The following is a 2656-nucleotide window of genomic DNA, read 5'->3' as shown; positions in this document are numbered from 1 at the left end:
AGCGATTCACGTGGGCCCGAATCTTGGGTTCAGGAGCACGCGGCGACGATAATAAGGCGTCTGATTTCTGCGTGGTTGCCAAGCATTCAGGAAGACATGGGCGAACATGAATCAGCCGATGTGCCGCTATGGTTAGTGGTCCTGGCCTATTTCACTTTGGGACGCCTGGAAAACATCCTTGAATCCTGCGAATCCGGTGACCCAGTCAAGCTCGGCCAAGACCGTATCGTGGCGCCATCGTTGATGAAGTAGGCCAAACCCGAGGGGTTCTTCAGGCCTCGGCGGCTCCATCACCAATGCCCGCTGCGCTCTTCCTGCCGATTCGGGCCAACCCTGACCCAAATCTAGGACTATTCGTCCTTGGAGCTGGAATGGGCGTATTGTCCCAAATCGCTGCGAGTTTGCCTGCCCAGGTATCAGTTTCCAAAATAATCGGATCGGGGTATGAACGCGTTGGTTCGCGGGTACTTAGGACCATTCAGTAAGAGGAGTAGCTTGTGGAAGTTGGCATATTATCCGGCGCCAGATTTATAGCACGATCTTTGCGGCCGATACGTGAGCTTCGGGACCCGTTCAACGTGGTCTACGGCGAGTGGCGGTAACGCCCATTAGAGCTTCTGCTCGAGCCGTCCGCCGAGTACGGCAGGTAGAAGGTCAGCGTGAGCGGCCATCAATTCATCGCACAGGGCCCATATCTGATCGGGAGTCAGTGATGAACTCGCGTTTGGATCGACGAGCAGAGCTTGATATATCAGTTCGGGATTACCTGTACGTGCTGCCTCGATCGTGAGAGCGGCCACTGAGAGATAGGTCTGATTATGCGCGGCGCCCTGTACGGGGACTGCACCGAAGGCTACGGGGTGCACGCCCGATGAATTGACGATGGCTGGCACCTCCACAACAGCATCCTCAGGAAGATTGCTGATTAATCCGTGGTTGACGACGTTGGCGTGAATGATGCGTTCGGTACCAGTGACTATTGAATGGATGAGTTGCGGCGCGTACTCGGCTGCACCTTCCTCCAGCTCAAGGCGTTCTCCAGCGGCGAGGGCTGCTTTGGCGTGCTCAAATTCTGCGACGTTCTGCTCAGAGATTCCAAGGTATTCCAGTGGAACGAGTCGGAACTTCGTGATCTGCTCCTTGGACCGAAGGAACCAGGACAGATACTCGGAGGAGTGCTCACTTGTTTCTGTTGGGTAGTATCCGATGCGCTTGAATATTTCCACGCGTACCCGGCGAGACAGCTCCGGATTCGACGCGATCTTTTTCCGCAACAGCGGGTATAGATCTGTACCGTCCCGTGACCATTCCATCAACCACGACTGATGGTTAACCCCTGCCGCGCGATAGTGGGTACCCTCCACCGGAACATCGATGAGCTCACAGAGGTCATGCACGGTCCAGTAGACGCTGTGACATAGACCGACTACCTTCAACTGCGGGGCGACGACGGACATCCACCAGACATTCATCGCCATCGGGTTGGTATAATTCAAGAACCAAGCCTCCGGGCAGAGCTCGAGCATGTCCGCTGCTATCCCAGACAGTACCGGGAACGTGCGCAGTCCGCGGAAGACACCGCCGACGCCCGTCGTGTCACCGATCGTTTGGAGCAGGCCTGCCGCAGCAGGGATCTCCAAGTCTTTGCGGGTGGCGTCTATGCCACCAACCTGGATCATGTTGATCACGAAGTCCGCGTCCACCAGTGCATCTCGGCGATTCAAAGTTGCATGGATGTCCGCTGCGCGGCCGAAGCGGGCGGCGACTTGCTCGGCGGTTTTCCTTGCTGTCTCGAGACGTTCCGCATCAATGTCGTGGAGAACGATGCGGAGCGGCGGTAAATCGTCGAAGCGAAAGAGGTCGGCGAGCAGCTGGCGGGTGAATACGACGCTTCCGGCGCCGACGAAAACAATTTGAGTCATGAGAAGATCATCTATCGGTAATCGCACTTTGCGCAATAGAATGAGTGAAATGCGGCAAAACTGATCATAAAAGGTGATTAGATCTGACCGCATTCGACGAAAGGACTCGGCGTTGGTCACTTCTACCACAGAAACACTGCTCGCTGGCGTCACCTCGGGCAAACGCGCGAAGCGGATGCTGGCAATCCTCGATCTCATTGCGGAGCGTCGTTCCATCAGCCTCGCCGACCTTGCGGCGAGCCTGTCGATCTCGGCTGCGACAGCCAGGCGCGACCTGTCAGACCTCGCCGCCCAGAATCTCATATTGCGCACTCACGGAGGCGCGTCCGCGCTCGATCGTTCCAGAGAGCTTCCAGTAGCACTTCGGGGCACCCGCTTTCAGGAAGCGAAACAGGCGATCGCCCGGGCCTTGGTCGAGCGTCTCCCTTCCGAGCGCTACGTCATCGCCCTGTGCGGCGGAACCACTACCGCTAGCATCGCACGGGAACTCGTAAACCATCGGGATATAGCTGTCGTGACCAATTCCCTGACGATCGCGGAGCTGCTCAGCCCATTTCCAGGTGTGCGTGTCGTCATGACAGGAGGGTTCCTGCGCCCGCAATCGCTCGAACTCGTTGGCGTTCTGGCGGAGAGTACATTCAACTCCGTTAACGTGGGCATGGCTATTCTCGGCGCGGACGGCATCACTGCGGGGGCCGGGGTGACCACGCATGACGAAACCGAGGCCCGCACCA

At 57.5% G+C, this 2656-nt stretch carries 3 protein-coding genes; 2 read left to right on the top strand and 1 reads right to left on the bottom strand.

Annotated features, from left to right (window positions below; all coding sequences use genetic code 11):
• Window positions 1-252, top strand: a 252-nt coding sequence (locus ACT3TS_RS19515; protein ID WP_444533191.1) for a hypothetical protein, incomplete at its 5' end; no start/stop codon positions are given.
• Between the two features lie 356 nt (window positions 253-608).
• Here the strand turns inward: ACT3TS_RS19515 and melA are convergent.
• Window positions 609-1922 carry an alpha-galactosidase gene (gene melA / locus ACT3TS_RS19510; protein ID WP_444533190.1) on the bottom strand — a complete coding sequence of 438 codons (1314 nt, stop codon included), beginning with the start codon at window positions 1920-1922 and terminating at the stop codon, window positions 609-611.
• Window positions 1923-2034: 112 nt separating this feature from the next.
• Between melA and ACT3TS_RS19505 the strand changes: the two genes are divergently transcribed.
• Window positions 2035-2656, top strand: a 622-nt coding sequence (locus ACT3TS_RS19505; RefSeq protein WP_444533189.1) for a DeoR/GlpR family DNA-binding transcription regulator, incomplete at its 3' end; no start/stop codon positions are given.

This window comes from Specibacter sp. AOP5-B1-6 (assembly GCF_052376555.1).
In the GTDB taxonomy this organism is placed as follows: Bacteria; Actinomycetota; Actinomycetes; order Actinomycetales; family Micrococcaceae; genus Specibacter.
Note: the sequence above shows the minus strand (reverse complement) of the source record. Positions and strands in the feature narration are given on the sequence as shown.